The sequence below is a fragment of the Parabacteroides vesiculifaciens genome, from assembly GCF_049860805.1.
Lineage (GTDB): Bacteria > Bacteroidota > Bacteroidia > Bacteroidales > Tannerellaceae > Parabacteroides.
On the sequence record NZ_CP187555.1, the window covers coordinates 4953910 to 4968641 of the forward strand.

The 14732-nt window shown below is 41.4% G+C and carries 30 protein-coding genes; 29 read left to right on the forward strand and 1 reads right to left on the reverse strand.

Annotation, left to right across the window (positions count from 1 at the left end; all coding sequences use genetic code 11):
- Window positions 1–2 precede the first annotated feature (2 nt).
- The 29 genes from rplC to rplQ all read left to right on the forward strand — a co-directional run bounded on the left by rplC (window position 3) and on the right by rplQ (window position 14476).
- Window positions 3–620, forward strand: coding sequence for a 50S ribosomal protein L3 (gene rplC / locus ACPYIV_RS19775; RefSeq protein WP_005634730.1), 618 nt, complete (start codon window positions 3–5; stop codon window positions 618–620).
- The gene (gene rplD / locus ACPYIV_RS19780; RefSeq protein WP_293733233.1) at window positions 620–1249 is read left to right on the forward strand and encodes a 50S ribosomal protein L4; all 630 of its coding nucleotides are present in this window, start codon (window positions 620–622) and stop codon (window positions 1247–1249) included. The genes rplC and rplD overlap by 1 nt, the downstream gene beginning before the upstream one ends.
- Before the next feature lie 11 nt (window positions 1250–1260).
- Window positions 1261–1554, forward strand: a complete 294-nt coding sequence (rplW, locus tag ACPYIV_RS19785; RefSeq protein ID WP_186930212.1) for a 50S ribosomal protein L23 — start codon at window positions 1261–1263, stop codon at window positions 1552–1554.
- Between the two features lie 8 nt (window positions 1555–1562).
- On the forward strand, window positions 1563–2387 hold the full coding sequence (gene rplB, locus ACPYIV_RS19790) for a 50S ribosomal protein L2 (protein WP_005634735.1): 825 nt from the start codon (window positions 1563–1565) through the stop codon (window positions 2385–2387).
- 20 nt (window positions 2388–2407) lie between these two features.
- Entirely contained in the window at window positions 2408–2677 is a 270-nt protein-coding gene (rpsS, locus tag ACPYIV_RS19795; RefSeq protein WP_122357134.1) for a 30S ribosomal protein S19, read from the forward strand.
- Window positions 2678–2726: 49 nt separating this feature from the next.
- Window positions 2727–3137, forward strand: coding sequence for a 50S ribosomal protein L22 (rplV, locus tag ACPYIV_RS19800; RefSeq protein WP_005634739.1), 411 nt, complete (start codon window positions 2727–2729; stop codon window positions 3135–3137).
- 7 nt (window positions 3138–3144) lie between these two features.
- Window positions 3145–3879: a 30S ribosomal protein S3 gene (gene rpsC, locus ACPYIV_RS19805; RefSeq protein WP_005634741.1), complete on the forward strand. Its 735-nt coding sequence runs from the start codon at window positions 3145–3147 to the stop codon at window positions 3877–3879.
- Between the two features lie 20 nt (window positions 3880–3899).
- Entirely contained in the window at window positions 3900–4334 is a 435-nt protein-coding gene (rplP, locus tag ACPYIV_RS19810) for a 50S ribosomal protein L16 (RefSeq protein WP_005634742.1), read from the forward strand.
- Between the two features lie 6 nt (window positions 4335–4340).
- Entirely contained in the window at window positions 4341–4538 is a 198-nt protein-coding gene (gene rpmC / locus ACPYIV_RS19815; RefSeq protein WP_008149945.1) for a 50S ribosomal protein L29, read from the forward strand.
- 9 nt (window positions 4539–4547) lie between these two features.
- Complete coding sequence (gene rpsQ / locus ACPYIV_RS19820; RefSeq protein WP_115497989.1) at window positions 4548–4805, forward strand: 30S ribosomal protein S17; 258 nt, start codon at window positions 4548–4550, stop codon at window positions 4803–4805.
- A 1-nt stretch (window position 4806) separates the two neighbouring features.
- Window positions 4807–5172: a 50S ribosomal protein L14 gene (gene rplN, locus ACPYIV_RS19825; RefSeq protein ID WP_293739536.1), complete on the forward strand. Its 366-nt coding sequence runs from the start codon at window positions 4807–4809 to the stop codon at window positions 5170–5172.
- Window positions 5173–5191: 19 nt separating this feature from the next.
- On the forward strand, window positions 5192–5512 hold the full coding sequence (gene rplX, locus ACPYIV_RS19830; protein WP_005634752.1) for a 50S ribosomal protein L24: 321 nt from the start codon (window positions 5192–5194) through the stop codon (window positions 5510–5512).
- Window positions 5512–6069, forward strand: coding sequence for a 50S ribosomal protein L5 (gene rplE, locus ACPYIV_RS19835; protein ID WP_008149932.1), 558 nt, complete (start codon window positions 5512–5514; stop codon window positions 6067–6069). Before rplX ends, rplE begins: the two co-directional genes overlap by 1 nt.
- A gap of 6 nt (window positions 6070–6075) precedes the next feature.
- Entirely contained in the window at window positions 6076–6345 is a 270-nt protein-coding gene (rpsN, locus tag ACPYIV_RS19840) for a 30S ribosomal protein S14 (protein WP_425884759.1), read from the forward strand.
- Between the two features lie 57 nt (window positions 6346–6402).
- Window positions 6403–6798, forward strand: a complete 396-nt coding sequence (gene rpsH / locus ACPYIV_RS19845; RefSeq protein ID WP_293739535.1) for a 30S ribosomal protein S8 — start codon at window positions 6403–6405, stop codon at window positions 6796–6798.
- Window positions 6799–6814: 16 nt separating this feature from the next.
- Window positions 6815–7366, forward strand: a complete 552-nt coding sequence (gene rplF, locus ACPYIV_RS19850) for a 50S ribosomal protein L6 (protein ID WP_008149927.1) — start codon at window positions 6815–6817, stop codon at window positions 7364–7366.
- A 21-nt stretch (window positions 7367–7387) separates the two neighbouring features.
- On the forward strand, window positions 7388–7732 hold the full coding sequence (gene rplR / locus ACPYIV_RS19855) for a 50S ribosomal protein L18 (protein ID WP_293739534.1): 345 nt from the start codon (window positions 7388–7390) through the stop codon (window positions 7730–7732).
- Window positions 7733–7737: 5 nt separating this feature from the next.
- The gene (gene rpsE / locus ACPYIV_RS19860) at window positions 7738–8256 is read left to right on the forward strand and encodes a 30S ribosomal protein S5 (RefSeq protein WP_293739533.1); all 519 of its coding nucleotides are present in this window, start codon (window positions 7738–7740) and stop codon (window positions 8254–8256) included.
- Window positions 8257–8275: 19 nt separating this feature from the next.
- The gene (rpmD, locus tag ACPYIV_RS19865; RefSeq protein ID WP_122276645.1) at window positions 8276–8452 is read left to right on the forward strand and encodes a 50S ribosomal protein L30; all 177 of its coding nucleotides are present in this window, start codon (window positions 8276–8278) and stop codon (window positions 8450–8452) included.
- A 27-nt stretch (window positions 8453–8479) separates the two neighbouring features.
- Window positions 8480–8926: a 50S ribosomal protein L15 gene (gene rplO, locus ACPYIV_RS19870; protein ID WP_293739532.1), complete on the forward strand. Its 447-nt coding sequence runs from the start codon at window positions 8480–8482 to the stop codon at window positions 8924–8926.
- 3 nt (window positions 8927–8929) lie between these two features.
- Window positions 8930–10270 carry a preprotein translocase subunit SecY gene (secY, locus tag ACPYIV_RS19875; RefSeq protein WP_293739531.1) on the forward strand — a complete coding sequence of 447 codons (1341 nt, stop codon included), beginning with the start codon at window positions 8930–8932 and terminating at the stop codon, window positions 10268–10270.
- 5 nt (window positions 10271–10275) lie between these two features.
- A complete protein-coding gene (gene map / locus ACPYIV_RS19880) occupies window positions 10276–11061 on the forward strand; it encodes a type I methionyl aminopeptidase (protein ID WP_425884764.1) in 786 nt (261 codons plus the stop codon).
- Window positions 11062–11077: 16 nt separating this feature from the next.
- Complete coding sequence (gene infA, locus ACPYIV_RS19885) at window positions 11078–11296, forward strand: translation initiation factor IF-1 (protein ID WP_005634776.1); 219 nt, start codon at window positions 11078–11080, stop codon at window positions 11294–11296.
- Between the two features lie 15 nt (window positions 11297–11311).
- Window positions 11312–11428, forward strand: coding sequence for a type B 50S ribosomal protein L36 (gene ykgO, locus ACPYIV_RS19890; RefSeq protein WP_005645768.1), 117 nt, complete (start codon window positions 11312–11314; stop codon window positions 11426–11428).
- 35 nt (window positions 11429–11463) lie between these two features.
- Window positions 11464–11844, forward strand: coding sequence for a 30S ribosomal protein S13 (gene rpsM / locus ACPYIV_RS19895; RefSeq protein WP_005634778.1), 381 nt, complete (start codon window positions 11464–11466; stop codon window positions 11842–11844).
- 11 nt (window positions 11845–11855) lie between these two features.
- The gene (gene rpsK / locus ACPYIV_RS19900) at window positions 11856–12245 is read left to right on the forward strand and encodes a 30S ribosomal protein S11 (RefSeq protein WP_005634781.1); all 390 of its coding nucleotides are present in this window, start codon (window positions 11856–11858) and stop codon (window positions 12243–12245) included.
- 123 nt (window positions 12246–12368) lie between these two features.
- Entirely contained in the window at window positions 12369–12974 is a 606-nt protein-coding gene (gene rpsD, locus ACPYIV_RS19905; RefSeq protein ID WP_293732706.1) for a 30S ribosomal protein S4, read from the forward strand.
- Between the two features lie 12 nt (window positions 12975–12986).
- Window positions 12987–13979 (forward strand): DNA-directed RNA polymerase subunit alpha, encoded by a 993-nt coding sequence (locus tag ACPYIV_RS19910; RefSeq protein ID WP_005634785.1) that lies wholly within the window; start codon window positions 12987–12989, stop codon window positions 13977–13979.
- An 8-nt stretch (window positions 13980–13987) separates the two neighbouring features.
- A complete protein-coding gene (gene rplQ, locus ACPYIV_RS19915) occupies window positions 13988–14476 on the forward strand; it encodes a 50S ribosomal protein L17 (protein WP_293732707.1) in 489 nt (162 codons plus the stop codon).
- Window positions 14477–14561: 85 nt separating this feature from the next.
- Here the strand turns inward: rplQ and ACPYIV_RS19920 are convergent, their stop codons facing one another.
- The gene (locus tag ACPYIV_RS19920) at window positions 14562–14732 is read right to left on the reverse strand and encodes a hypothetical protein (protein WP_293739530.1); all 171 of its coding nucleotides are present in this window, start codon (window positions 14730–14732) and stop codon (window positions 14562–14564) included.

Sequence of the window (14732 nt, forward strand, 5' to 3'; positions counted from 1 at the left end):
AAATGCCAGGATTATTAGGAAAAAAAATCGGAATGACATCCGTTTTCAGTGCCGAGGGAAAAAATCTTCCATGCACTGTTATCGAAGTGGGTCCTTGTGTAGTTACACAGATTAAGACCTTGGAAAAAGATGGCTATGAAGCTGTACAGTTGGGTTTCGAAGAGAAAAAAGAGAAACACACCACACAGCCGGAAATGGGCCACTTCAAAAAGGCTGGTGTAACTCCCAAGAGATACTTGGCCGAGTTCAAGAATTTTGAAACCGAATATAAGCTCGGTGATGTAATCACTGTAGATTATTTGGAAGATGCAGGTTTCGTTGATGTAGTAGGTACATCAAAAGGTAAAGGTTTTCAGGGTGTAGTAAAGCGTCATGGTTTCGGTGGTGTAGGTCAGACTACTCACGGTCAGCATAACCGTTTGCGTGCTCCCGGTGGTATCGGTGCTTGTTCTTACCCTGCAAAGGTATTCAAAGGTATGCGTATGGCCGGCCAAATGGGTAATGAACGTGTAACTGTTCAGAACCTGCAAGTGATCAAGGTGATGCCGGAACACAATCTTTTATTGGTTAAAGGATCTGTTCCAGGAGCAAAAGGTTCAATCTTATTAATTGAAAAATAATGGAACTGAGCGTATTAAATATTAAAGGTGAAGATACCGGAAGAAAGGTAACATTGAACGATGCTATCTTTGGCATTGAACCCAATGATCATGCTATTTACTTGGATGTAAAACAGTATTTGGCTAATCAGCGTCAGGGAACTCACAAATCAAAAGAAAGAAGTGAAGTTTCTGGTAGTACTCGTAAATTGATCCGCCAGAAGGGTGGTGGTGGAGCTCGTCGTGGTGACATCAACTCTCCGGTATTGGTAGGTGGTGGCCGTGTATTCGGTCCGAAACCGAGAGATTATGAGTTCAAATTGAACAAAAAGGTAAAAGGTCTGGCTCGTAAATCAGCTTTGACTTATAAAGCAAAGAATAACGCAATCGTAGTAGTAGAAGATTTCGCTCTGGAAGCTCCTAAGACTAAAGAATTCGTAACAATTGCTAAGAATCTGAAAGTGGCTGACGGAAAGTTACTTTTGGTTTTATCAGAGAAAAATAATTTCGTATATTTGTCGGCCAGAAATTTAGAGAAGGCAAATGTTATAACAGCTTCTGAATTAAACACATATGGAGTGTTAAATGCTGCAAATGTGGTATTGACTGAAAGTTCTGTAGCTGTTATTGAAAAACTGTTTAACGCATAAGGAGTAGAAAAATGGGAATTATTATTAAACCTATAGTAACTGAGAAGCAAACGGCGATTACAGAAAAAATGGATAATCGCTATGGTTTTCGTGTTTCTCCTGATGCCAACAAGTTAGAGATTAAAAAAGCCATTGAGGATATGTATAATGTTACAGTAGTTGATGTTAACACCATCAACTACTCTGGAAAACAGAAAAGTCGTTATACTAAATCTGGTATTATCAATGGTAAACAATCAGCTTTTAAGAAGGCTATCGTAACGTTGAAAGAAGGAGAAACAATTGATTTCTTTAGTAATATCTAAAAAAAGAAATGGGAATACGTAAATTAAAGCCCACAACACCGGGGCAGAGACACAAAGTTATTGGTGCATTTGATAAAATCACTGCAAGTACACCAGAAAAGTCTCTTGTAGTAGGTAAGAAGAGTACAGGTGGTCGTAACAACACTGGTAAGATGACAATGCGTTATCTTGGTGGTGGTCACAAACAGAAGTACAGATTTATCGATTTCAAGAGAAACAAAGATGGCATTCCTGCAACAGTCAAGTCTATCGAGTATGATCCTAACCGTACATCTCGTATCGCACTGTTGTATTACGCAGACGGAGCAAAGAGCTATATCATCGCTCCGAACGGATTGGAAGTTGGCCAGACAGTGGTTTCAGGTAGCGAAGCCGCTCCTGAGGTAGGTAATACTTTGCCTATGGCAAATATTCCCGTTGGTACTATTATTCACAACATTGAGCTTCGTCCGGGACAGGGTGCTAAGTTGGTACGTTCTGCCGGTGCTTTTGCTCAGTTGACTTCGAAAGAAGGCGATTATGCAATTATTAAGATGCCTTCTGGCGAAACCAGAAAGATTCTTGCTGCTTGTAAGGCTACAGTAGGTAGTGTAGGTAATTCAGACCATGGTCTTGAAAAATCAGGTAAAGCCGGTCGCTCTAGATGGTTAGGTCGTCGTCCTCACAACCGTGGTGTTGTAATGAACCCGGTTGATCACCCGATGGGTGGTGGTGAAGGTCGTGCTTCCGGAGGTCATCCTAGATCTCGCAATGGCTTATATGCTAAGGGCTTGAAGACAAGAGCTCCGAAGAAGCATTCTTCAAAATATATTATTGAAAGAAGAAAGAAATAATCTGATTAATTAAGTAAACTATGAGTCGTTCGCTAAAAAAAGGCCCGTATATTAATGTTAAGCTTGAAAAGAAAGTCCTGACAATGAATGAGTCTGGAAAGAAGGCTGTCGTTAAGACGTGGGCAAGAGCTTCAATGATTTCGCCTGACTTTGTAGGCCATACTATTGCAGTTCATAATGGAAATAAATTTATTCCTGTTTTTGTAACCGAGAACATGGTAGGTCATAAACTGGGAGAGTTTTCTCCTACTCGTACGTTCCGTGGTCACGCCGGTAACAAGAAAAAATAATCGGTAGTAACAGGAATTCAGGAATCTGAAAATAAAAAGAATCAATAAAATGGGTGCTAGAAAAAGAATATCAGCTGAAGCAAGAAAAGAAGCTCAGAAGACCATGTATTTCGCAAAATTGCGGAACGTGCCGACTTCTCCCCGCAAGATGCGTCTCGTTGTAGACATGATCCGCGGAATGGAAGTATTCCGTGCACTTGGTGTTTTGAAGTTTTCTAACAAGGAAGCTGCAGCAAGAGTAGAAAAATTGCTTCGTTCAGCTATTGCCAATTGGGAACAGAAAAATGAACGTAAAGCAGAAGCTGGAGAGTTGTGCGTATCTTCAATCAGCGTAGATTGCGCTACTACATTGAAGAGAATGCGTCCGGCTCCTCAGGGAAGAGGATACAGAATTCGTAAACGTTCGAACCATGTAACTCTGTTTGTTGATACACTTAGTAAAAACGATAGTCAAAATTAATTTGTAGATGGGACAAAAAGTTAATCCGGTTAGTAATCGTTTGGGAATCATCCGTGGTTGGGATTCCAATTGGTATGGCGGCAAGAAATACGGAGACACTTTGCTGGAAGATAGCAAAATCCGTAAATATCTGAATGCTCGTCTTGCTAAGGCTAGTGTATCTCGCGTCGTTATTGAACGTACGCTGAAGTTGATTACAATCACAGTTTGCACATCACGTCCGGGTATCATCATCGGTAAAGGTGGTCAGGAAGTTGATAAGTTGAAAGAAGAGTTGAAGAAAATTACCGACAAAGAAGTTCAGATCAACATCTTTGAGGTAAAAAGACCCGAATTGGACGCTGTAATCGTTGCAAACAATATTGCTCGTCAGCTTGAAGGAAAAATTGCTTACCGTCGTGCTATCAAGATGGCTATCGCCTCTACCATGAGAATGGGTGCCGAAGGTATTAAAGTGCAAGTCTCTGGTCGTTTGAACGGCGCTGAAATGGCTCGTTCAGAAATGTATAAAGAAGGAAGAACTCCGTTGCACACATTCAGAGCTGATATTGATTATGCTTTGGCTGAAGCGTTGACGAAGGTTGGTTTGATCGGCGTTAAGGTTTGGATCTGCCGTGGTGAAGTGTATGGTAAGAGAGATCTTGCTCCTTCATTCGCTGCTTCAAAAGATTCAGGTCGCAGAAATGAGAATGCCGGCGGCAGCAGAGATAAGAACTTCAAGAGAAAGAAAGCTAATCGTTAAACGTTAGAATTTAAGAAGAGATGTTACAACCAAAGAAAACCAAGTTCAGAAGACAGCAGAAAGGTCGCATGAAGGGCGAAGCTCAGCGTGGCAACCAGCTGGCATTCGGTTCGTTTGGTATAAAAGCGTTAGAAAATAAATGGATTACCGGTCGTCAGATCGAAGCTGCTCGTATCGCGGTAACTCGTTATATGCAACGTCAAGGTCAGGTTTGGGTTCGTATTTTCCCGGACAAACCAATTACAAAGAAGCCTGCTGAAGTACGTATGGGTAAAGGTAAAGGTAATCCCGAAGGGTTTGTTGCGCCTGTTACTCCAGGTCGTTTGATTTTCGAAATCGAAGGGGTTCCTTTTGATATTGCTAAAGAAGCTTTGCGCTTAGCTGCACAAAAGCTTCCGGTAACAACAAAGTTTGTTGTGAGACGTGATTATGATATGGCTAATCAAAATGCGTAATTTGTTATGAAGATTGCAGAAATTAGAGAATTAAGCACGAAGGAGTTAGTAGAAAGAATTGATGCTGAAGTGGCTGCTTACGATCAGAAAGTGATCAACCACAGCATTTCTCCGAGTGAAAACCCTGCTCAGATTAAACAACAACGCAGGATGATTGCGCGCATGAAAACAGAATTGCGCCAGAGAGAACTTAACAACAAATAATTGAGCCTGATGGAAACTAGAAATTTAAGAAAAGAAAGAACGGGCGTGGTTACTAGCAACAAGATGGATAAGAGCATCACAGTTGCTATTAAATGGAAGGAAAAACACCCCATTTATGGAAAGTTCGTTAGTAAGACGAAGAAATATCATGCTCATGACGAAAAGAATGAATGCGGTATCGGTGATACTGTAAAGATTATGGAAACTCGTCCTTTGAGCAAAACAAAAAGATGGAGATTAGTTCAAATAATCGAAAGGGCTAAGTAACATGATACAACAAGAATCAAGACTAGTAGTAGCAGATAACAGTGGTGCAAAAGAAGCGTTGTGTATTCGTGTTTTGGGCGGTACAAGAAAACGTTATGCCTCTGTAGGGGATGTAATTGTAGTGGCAATTAAAAGTGTAATCCCGTCAAGTGATGTGAAGAAGGGTGCTGTTTCTAAGGCTATCATTGTTCGCACTAAAAAGGAAATCCGCCGCCCGGATGGTTCATACATCCGTTTCGATGATAACGCTTGCGTATTGTTGAATGCCGGTGGTGATATTCGTGGAAGCCGTATCTTCGGTCCGGTTGCCAGAGAACTTCGTGCAACAAACATGAAAATTGTTTCACTTGCACCTGAAGTGCTTTAATTTTGTAAAACTTAAAGTAATGAGCAAATTACATATCAAAAAAGGCGATATAGTTTTTGTTAATGCCGGCGAAGACAAAGGTAAGACAGGTCGTGTTTTAGAAGTACTTGTAAAAGACAACCGTGCCATTGTAGAAGGTATTAATATGGTATCAAAGCATACCAAGCCTAATGCAAAGAATCCTCAAGGAGGTATTGAAAAGAAGGAAGCTCCTATTCATATTTCTAACCTGAACGTTGTTGACCCGAAATCCGGTAAGCCGACACGTATCGGTCGTAAATTAGACGAAAAAGGTGCTTTAGTGCGTTATTCTAAAAAATCAGGGGAGGAAATTAAGTAATGAGCAATACTGCCAGTCTTAAGAAAGAATATCAGGACAGAATTGTTCCTGCTTTGACGAAAGAGTTCGGTTATAAAACCGTTATGCAGGTTCCCGTACTGAAGAAGATTGTTATCAATCAGGGTTTGGGTATGGCTGCTGCAGATAAGAAGATTATCGATATCGCCATCAGCGAATTGTCTACAATCACAGGCCAGAAGGCTGTTGCGACAGTTTCAAAGAAGGATATCTCAAACTTCAAGTTGCGTAAGAAGATGCCGATCGGTGTAATGGTGACATTACGTCGTGAACAGATGTACGAATTTTTGGAAAGACTCGTTCGCGTAGCTCTTCCACGTATTCGTGACTTCAAGGGAATCGAAAGCAAATTGGACGGAAGAGGCAATTATACCCTCGGAATTCAGGAACAAATCATTTTCCCTGAAATAAATATCGATAATATTACCAAAATATTGGGAATGAATATTACCTTTGTGACCTCTGCGAAAACAGACGAAGAAGGGTATGCTCTCTTGAGAGAATTTGGGTTGCCTTTTAAAAATGCAAAAAAAGACTAAGTAGTTATGGCAAAGGAATCAATGAAAGCCCGTGAGGTGAAAAGAGTAAAGCTCGTAGCTAAATATGCTGCTAAAAGAGCAGAATTGAAAGCAGCAGGTGACTATGAAGCTTTACAGGCTTTACCTAAAAATGCTTCTCCTGTACGTTTGCACAATCGTTGCAAAATTACAGGTCGTCCGAAAGGCTATGTACGCCAGTTCGGTATTTCTCGTATTCAACTGCGTGAAATGGCATCTCATGGTTTAATCCCGGGTGTAAAGAAAGCAAGTTGGTAAGAGTTTTTTTAATTTAAATATTGTCCGGGTGGCCGGATCAATTTAATTCATTTATATATGACAGATCCTATTGCAGATTATTTGACAAGATTGCGTAACGCAATCAAAGCGAAGCACAGAGTTGTTGAAGTGCCGGCGTCAAATTTAAAGAAAGAGATCACTAAGATCCTTTTCGACAAGGGCTACATTCTTAATTTTAAGTTTGTAGAAGATGGTCCTCAGGGTACAATTAAGATTGCCCTGAAGTATGACCTGGTAAACAAAGTAAATGCAATCAAGAAACTCCAGAGAGTTTCTACCCCTGGTTTGCGTAAGTACACTGGTTACAAGGAAATGCCGAGAGTATTGAATGGTTTAGGTATTGCCGTTCTTTCTACTTCTAAAGGTGTGATGACAGACAAAGAAGCCCGTGATCTCAAGATCGGTGGTGAAGTATTATGTTATGTTTATTAATTAGGAGGAAAGAAGAATGTCAAGAATAGGAAAATTACCAATTCATGTACCGGCCGGTGTTACGGTTACCATTAAGGATAATGTAGTGACTGTAAAAGGTCCCAAAGGCGAAATGACTCAGGCTGTGAATCCTGATATTAATGTGACTTTGGAAGATGGAATCATTCATCTGACACGTCCGACAGACGAAAAGAACCATCGTGCCTTGCACGGTTTGTATCGTTCGCTGATCAACAACATGGTGATCGGTTGTTCAGAAGGATACAAAAAAGAACTGGAACTTGTCGGTGTTGGTTACCGTGTGACAAATACAGGTCAGCTGTTAGATCTTTCTTTAGGTTATACTCATAATATCTATATGCAGTTGCCTAAAGAAGTAAAAGTTGAAACAAAGGCAGAGAGAAATAAAAATCCTCTTATTATCCTTGAATCGGCTGATAAACAATTACTGGGACAGATTTGTGCTAAGATTCGTTCATTCAGAATGCCGGAACCGTACAAAGGTAAAGGTATTAAGTTCGTGGGTGAAGAAATTCGCAGAAAGTCTGGTAAATCAGCAGGTAAGTAATCTACGTAAACTGAAATTATCATGACAACGAAGGAAGAAAGAAGATTAAAGATAAAAGCAGGTGTACGCGGTAAGATCTCAGGAACTCCTGAACGTCCGCGCCTGACTGTGTTTAGAAGCAACAAGCAGATCTATGCACAGGTGATAGATGATACTACAGGTAAGACTCTGGCTGCAGCATCCTCTTTGAAAATGGATGTTAAGGCTCCGAAAAAGGAGATTGCTGCCAAGGTTGGAGAACAGGTCGCTAAAGTTGCTCAGGAAGCTGGTATACAGGCTGTTGTTTTCGACCGTAACGGTTACCTGTATCACGGGAGAATTAAAGAATTAGCTGATGCTGCACGTAACGGCGGCCTTAAATTTTAATGAAGATGGCAGGAGTTAATAATAGAGTTAAGTCGACCAACGACATAGAGTTGAAGGACCGTTTGGTTGCAATCAACCGCGTAACTAAAGTAACCAAAGGTGGACGTACATTCAGTTTTGCTGCTATTGTTGTAGTAGGAAACGAAGACGGCATCGTAGGTTGGGGCTTGGGTAAAGCCGGTGAAGTAACGACAGCTATCGCTAAAGGTGTTGAAGCTGCAAAGAAAAACCTGATTAAGGTTCCTGTTCACAAAGGTACTATTCCTCACGAACAGTTGGCTAAGTTTGGTGGTGCCCAGGTGCTGATCAAACCGGCATCTCACGGTACCGGTGTTAAGGCCGGTGGTGCTATGCGTGCCGTATTGGAAAGTGTAGGTATCACAGACGTTTTGGCTAAGTCAAAAGGTTCTTCCAATCCTCATAACTTGGTAAAGGCTACTATCGCCGCACTGAGTGAGTTAAGAAGCCCGTTGATGGTTGCTCAGAACAGAAATGTTGCAGTTGAAAAAGTATTCAGAGGTTAATTAGGGAGGATAATAAGTTATGGCAACTATCAAAGTTAAGCAGACAAAAAGTAGAATTAAATGCCCGAAAGACCAAAAGAGAACTCTTGATGCGCTGGGTCTGAAGAAAATGAACCAGGTAGTAGAACACGAAGCTACTCCGTCTATTCTGGGTATGGTTGAGAAAGTGAAACATTTGGTTTCAGTAGTAAAGTAATAACGGTTGAAAAATAAATTATACGATATGAATTTATCAAATTTAAAACCTGCTGAAGGATCTACCAAGACCAGAAAAAGAATCGGCCGTGGTCCGGGTTCAGGATTAGGAGGAACTTCAACAAGAGGTCACAAAGGTGCGAAATCAAGATCCGGTTACAAGCAGAAAATCGGTTTTGAAGGTGGTCAGATGCCTATACAGAGACGCTTACCTAAATTTGGTTTCAAGAATATTAACCGCGTTGAATATAAAGCTATCAATCTTTCTACATTACAGGGCATGGCAGAAGCTCTGCAGCTCTCAAAGATTGGTATCAACGAACTGATCGAAGCAGGTTTCATTTCTGCTTCCCAGTTGGTTAAGATCCTTGGTAATGGCAACTTGACAGCTAAACTTGAAGTGGAAGCTCACGCTTTCTCCAAGAGTGCTGAAGCTGCTATCCAAGCAGTAGGTGGAACTGTTGTTAAACTCTAAGTTATGAGAGCAGTTGAAACAATAAAAAATATCTGGAAGATAGAGGATCTGAGAAATCGGATCCTCACCACTCTTTTGTTGGTGGCTATATACCGTTTCGGTACGTACGTCGTTCTTCCGGGTATTGATCCTAAAGCGTTGACCGCTTTACAGGAACAGACAAGAGGCGGATTGCTGGCGTTGTTGGACATGTTCTCTGGTGGTGCTTTCTCTAATGCTTCTATTTTTGCATTAGGGATTATGCCGTATATCTCCGCTTCCATTGTAATGCAGTTGATGGCAATTGCAGTTCCTTCTTTCCAGAAATTACAGAGAGAAGGTGAAAGTGGTCGTCGTAAGATCAACCAGTGGACTCGTTATCTGACAGTCGCTATCCTTCTGTTCCAGGGTCCTACTTATCTTGTTAACTTAAGTGTACAGCTGAAAGCTGCCGGAGCAGCCCTGCCTGCAGGTATATGGTTTACGATTTCTTCTACAGTTATTTTAGCTGCTGGAAGTATGTTTATCTTATGGCTTGGTGAAAGAATTACAGATAAAGGTGTTGGAAATGGTATTTCATTTATCATTTTAGTTGGTATTATAGCCCGTCTGCCACACTCTTTGTTCGAAGAATTTATTTCGAGAACAAGTGAGAAAACCGGTGGTCTGGTTATGTTCTTGTTTGAAATGTTGTTCCTTTTGCTGGTTATCGCAGGTGCGATTCTGCTGGTACAAGGTACTCGAAAGGTGCCCGTACAGTATGCAAAACGGATCATTGGAAATAAACAATATGGTGGCGCGCGCCAGTACATCCCTTTGAAGGTGAATGCTGCGAACGTAATGCCGATCATTTTTGCCCAGGCAATCATGTTTATTCCTATTTCAATTGTTGGTTTCTCGAGCACGGGCGAACAGTCCGGTTTCGTAGCTGCGTTTATGGATAATACCGGATTTTGGTACAACTTCGTATTTGCTGTACTGATTATCTTGTTTACATATTTTTATACAGCTATCACGATCAATCCTACTCAGATGTCGGATGATCTGAAGAGAAACAACGGGTTCATTCCGGGCGTTAAGCCGGGAAAGAGTACCAAAGATTATTTGGATACCATCATGGACCGTATTACTTTGCCGGGAGCATTCTTCCTCGCATTAGTGGCTATCATGCCTGCTTTTGCCCGGATCGCCGGTGTAAGTATGGCGTTCTCCCAGTTCTTTGGCGGAACATCTTTGTTGATCCTGGTTGGTGTGGTGTTGGATACACTGCAGCAAGTAGAAAGTCATTTGCTGATGCGTCATTATGACGGTTTGTTGAAGTCAGGAAGAATTAAAGGTCGCGCAGGCGCAGTTGGCGCTTATTAATTAGAATGATCTATTTAAAAACAGATGAAGAGATTGAGTTGATGCGTGCGGCGAATCAACTGGTAGGTAAGACGCTTGGCGAATTGGCCAAACATATTGCTCCGGGTGTCAATACGCTTCAACTCGATAAGATTGCCGAAGAATTCATTAGAGATAATGGTGCGGTTCCGGCGTTTTTAGGATACGGAGGTTTTCCTAATTCCATATGTGCTTCCGTAAATGAACAGGTTGTACATGGTATCCCCTCTTCAAAGACAGTTCTGAAAGAGGGTGATATTATATCTGTCGATTGCGGTACGGTGTTGAATGGTTTTGTCGGTGACTCGGCTTATACGTTTTGTGTAGGCGAAGTCGATCCCAAAGTGAAAGCCTTGTTGAAGACAACAAAAGAATCACTTTACGAGGGAATCCAGCATGCCTTCGAAGGTAAACGTCTCGGAGACATCAGTCATGCCGTACAGTCCTATTGTGAATCGAAAGGTTACTCTGTTGTCAGGGAGCTTGTCGGTCACGGTATCGGACGCAAGATGCACGAAGAACCGGAAGTCCCCAATTACGGGCGCCCTGGTTGTGGTCCCTTATTACGCAGCGGTATGTGTATCTGCATAGAACCGATGATCAATATGGGAAGCAAGAATGTCGCTTTTGAGAAAGACGGTTGGACAGTCCGTACGAAAGACAGAAAGTGTTCGGCTCATTTCGAGCATTGTATCGCGATCCGTCCCGAAGGACCCCGGATCTTATCTTCATTCGAGTTTTTAGAAGAAGTTTTAGGTAATAACGCAATTTAATTTGATTTAATTTTATATGGCTAAACAGTCAGCAATTGAACAAGATGGAGTTATAGTAGAAGCATTGTCAAACGCAATGTTTCGTGTAGAATTAGAGAACGGACATGAAATCACTGCTCATATCTCAGGGAAGATGCGGATGCACTACATCAAGATCCTTCCCGGTGATAAAGTAAGAGTTGAGATGTCTCCGTATGATCTATCGAAAGGTAGAATTGCTTTTAGATATAAATAAAAAAAACAACAAGATATGAAAGTAAGAGCATCTTTAAAGAAGCGTACTCCCGAATGCAAAATCGTTAGAAGAAAGGGACGCTTATACGTAATTAACAAGAAAAATCCTAAGTATAAACAACGTCAAGGATAATTTATTATTTTTGCAAAATAATTTAAGTAAGTAATATGGCTATAAGAATAGTTGGTGTAGACTTGCCACAAAATAAAAGAGGAGAAATTGCCTTGACCTATATTTACGGTATTGGTCGTAGCGCTTCAAAATCCATTTTAGATAAAGCAGGGATCGATCGTGATATCAAAGTGAAAGATTGGACAGACGATCAGGCTGCAAAAGTACGTGAAGTCATTGGCGCTGAATACAAAGTAGAAGGTGATCTTCGTTCAGAAGTTCAGCTGAACATCAAGCGTCTGATGGATATCGGATGTTACAGAGGTGTTCGTCACCGTATTGGTTTGCCTTTGAGAGGCCAGAGCACAAAGAACAACGCTCGTACTCGTAAGGGTAAGAAGAAAACTGTTGCAAATAAGAAAAAAGCTACTAAATAATAAGAATTGATATGGCAAAGAAAACAGTCGCAGCAAAGAAGAGAAACGTAAAAGTTGACGCTTACGGTCAAGCTCATATTCATTCTTCTTTTAACAACATCATTGTATCTCTTGCTAATAGCGAAGGTCAGGTAATCAGTTGGTCTTCCGCTGGTAAGATGGGATTCAGAAGTTCTAAAAAGAACACTCCGTATGCAGCTCAGATGGCAGCTCAGGATTGTGCAAAAGTAGCTTACGATCTTGGTTTGAGAAAAGTAAAAGTATTCGTAAAGGGACCGGGTAACGGACGTGAGTCTGCTATCAGAACTATCCACGGTGCAGGTATTGAAGTAACAGAGATCGTCGACGTTACTCCGCTTCCTCACAATGGTTGTCGTCCTCCGAAAAAGAGAAGAGTATAATTAACTATAGTTTCTTGAACATTGAATCCGGAATTGTGAATAGATTACACAAAGACCTTATCCTCTCTGTAGTCGCGGCTGCACGGTTCCAGATTCAGAACAGAACATTAAAACAATAAAAAAATGGCAAGATATACTGGACCTAAAACAAGAATTGCCCGTAAATTTGGTGAGGCAATATTCGGACCGGACAAAGTTCTTTCAAAGAAGAACTATCCTCCCGGACAGCACGGAAATGCCCGCAAGAGAAAGACTTCTGAGTACGGAATCCAGCTTCGTGAGAAGCAGAAAGCTAAATACACATATGGTGTATTGGAAAAACAATTTAGAAACCTGTTTGAAAAGGCATCACGTTCAAAAGGTATTACCGGTGAAGTGCTGTTGCAGTTGCTGGAAGGCCGTTTGGACAATGTAGTATTCCGTTTGGGTATTGCCCCGACGCGTGCTGCTGCCCGTCAGTTGGTTTCTCATCGTCACATTACAGTAGACGGTAAGGTTGTGAACATTCCTTCTTACTCTGTAAAAGCCGGTCAGGTTATTGGTGTTAGAGAAAGATCCAAGTCTCTGGAAGTGATTGCCGACGCACTGTCAGGATTCAATCACAGCAAGTATCCTTGGATCGAATGGGATCAGTCTTCTTTAAGCGGAAAATTACTGCATCTGCCTGAAAGAACTGACATTCCTGAAAACATTAAAGAGCAGTTGATCGTAGAATTGTATTCTAAATAATAATTGATTTCCATGGCGATATTAGCATTTCAAAAACCCGATAAAGTATTAATGTTGGAAGCGGACAATTTCTTCGGAAAGTTTGAATTTCGTCCGTTGGAACCCGGCTATGGTATTACTATAGGTAATGCTCTGCGCCGTATTCTCCTGTCGTCACTTGAAGGTTTTGCTATTACATCCATTAAGATCGAAGGGGTTGACCATGAATTTGGTACAATCCCCGGTGTTATCGAGGATGTGACAAACATTATCTTGAATCTGAAACAAGTACGGTTTAAGCATATTGTAGACGACATAGAGAATGAAAAAGTAAGTATTACTGTTTCGGGTTCGGAAGTGTTCAAAGCCGGTGATATAGGTAAACAGCTGACCGGATTCGAAGTATTGAATCCTGAGTTGGTTATTTGTCGTTTGGATCCGAACGCAGGTTTCCAGATCGAGTTGACGATTAACAAAGGTCGCGGATATGTACCCGCTGATGAAAACAGAGACCCGAATGCAGACATGCACGTGATTGCAATCGACTCTATTTACACACCTATTCGCAACGTCAAGTATTCGATCGAGAACTTCCGTGTTGAGCAAAAGACGGACTACGAAAAGTTGGTTCTTGAAATAGCCACTGATGGTTCTATTCATCCGAAGGAAGCGTTAAAAGAAGCAGCTAAGATTCTGATTCACCATTTCATGTTGTTCTCAGATGAAAAGATTGCTATCGAGACAGTAGATACTGACGGTAATGAGGAATTCGATGAAGAAGTACTCCACATGCGCCAGCTGCTGAAGAGCAAGCTCTCGGATATGGATCTTTCCGTTCGCGCATTGAATTGCTTGAAGGCCGCAGATGTTGAAACGTTAGGTGAGTTGGTTAAATTCAACAAGAATGATCTGTTGAAATTCCGGAACTTCGGTAAGAAGTCACTTACCGAACTTGATGAACTGCTTGAGAGTCTGAACCTTTCATTCGGTATGGATATCACTAAATATAAATTAGATAAAGAGTAAGTATAGCGATGAGACACAATAAGAAAATAAATCATTTAGGTCGTACGAACACTCACCGTGACGCAATGCTTTCAAACATGGCATGTTCTCTTATCAAGCATAAGAGAATCTTCACTACTGTTGCTAAAGCTAAAGCGCTCCGCAAGTTTGTAGAACCGCTTATCACTAAGTCTAAAGAGGATACAACTCACTCAAGACGTGTGGTATTCAGCAATTTGCAAGACAAATATGCTGTAACTGAATTGTTCAAGGAAGTATCTCAGAAGATCGGTGACCGTCCGGGTGGTTACACTCGTATCCTGAAGACTGGTAACCGTCTGGGTGACAACGCAGCAATGTGCTTCATTGAACTGGTTGATTACAACGAAAACATGTTGAAAACAGCTACAGCTGCTAAAACGACTAAGACAAGACGTTCTCGCAAGAAAGCTACAGCTGCTGCTACCGAAGCTCCTGTTGCAGAAGCGCCGGTTGCTGAAGAAAAAGCTGCTGAATAATATCCGGCTTTATTTCGACAAACAAATAAAAAAAGCCTGTCTGCTTTTGCAGACGGGCTTTTTTGCGTTTTACCAGAGCCTGATCCTAACGGACAGTCTCAAATAGAGGTTCATCCCTTTCCTCAGAATCCTGAGGAGCAGGGCGAGGAAAAGTTTCAGAGCTGATGGGAGGTGTTTCATCCGGTGTTGGTTTAAAGTGGAACAAAAAGTTTAACAAAGCCAGGATAAATCCGAGAATCTTTCTGATTTTCTTCAT